The following is a 412-nucleotide window of genomic DNA, read 5'->3' as shown; positions in this document are numbered from 1 at the left end:
GTGCGCCGCGTGACCGACATCATGGGCGAGATCAGCGCGGCTTCCGCCGAGCAGAGCACCGGCATCGAGCAGGTGGGCCAGGCCGTGACGCAGATGGACTCGGTGACGCAGCAGAACGCGGCACTGGTCGAGGAAGCGGCTGCCGCCGCCCATTCGCKGGCCGAGCAGGCCCAGTCGATGATGCGCGCGGTGTCGGCGTTCCGGCTGGCGACGGCCTGCTCGCTCCGGCTCGTACGCAAACACACACCGCGGCCTTGGCCGCGGTTTTTGCTTTCTGGCGCCATTCGCTGGCCGAGCAGGCCCAGTCGATGATGCGCGCGGTGTCGGCGTTCCGGCTGGCGACGGCCTGCTCGCTCCGGCTCGTACGCAAACACACACCGCGGCCTTGGCCGCGGTTTTTGCTTTCTGGCGC

The 412-nt window shown here is 69.6% G+C and carries 1 pseudogene; it reads left to right on the top strand.

Features of this window, described 5'->3' with window-relative positions:
* Positions 1-312 (top strand): annotated as a pseudogene (locus AB4Z35_RS30835) (methyl-accepting chemotaxis protein); the annotation flags it as partial.
* Positions 313-412 lie beyond the last annotated feature (100 nt).

The organism is Pseudomonas sp. KB_15 (assembly GCF_052114525.1).
GTDB lineage: Bacteria > Pseudomonadota > Gammaproteobacteria > Pseudomonadales > Pseudomonadaceae > Aquipseudomonas.
Note: the sequence above shows the minus strand (reverse complement) of the source record. Positions and strands in the feature narration are given on the sequence as shown.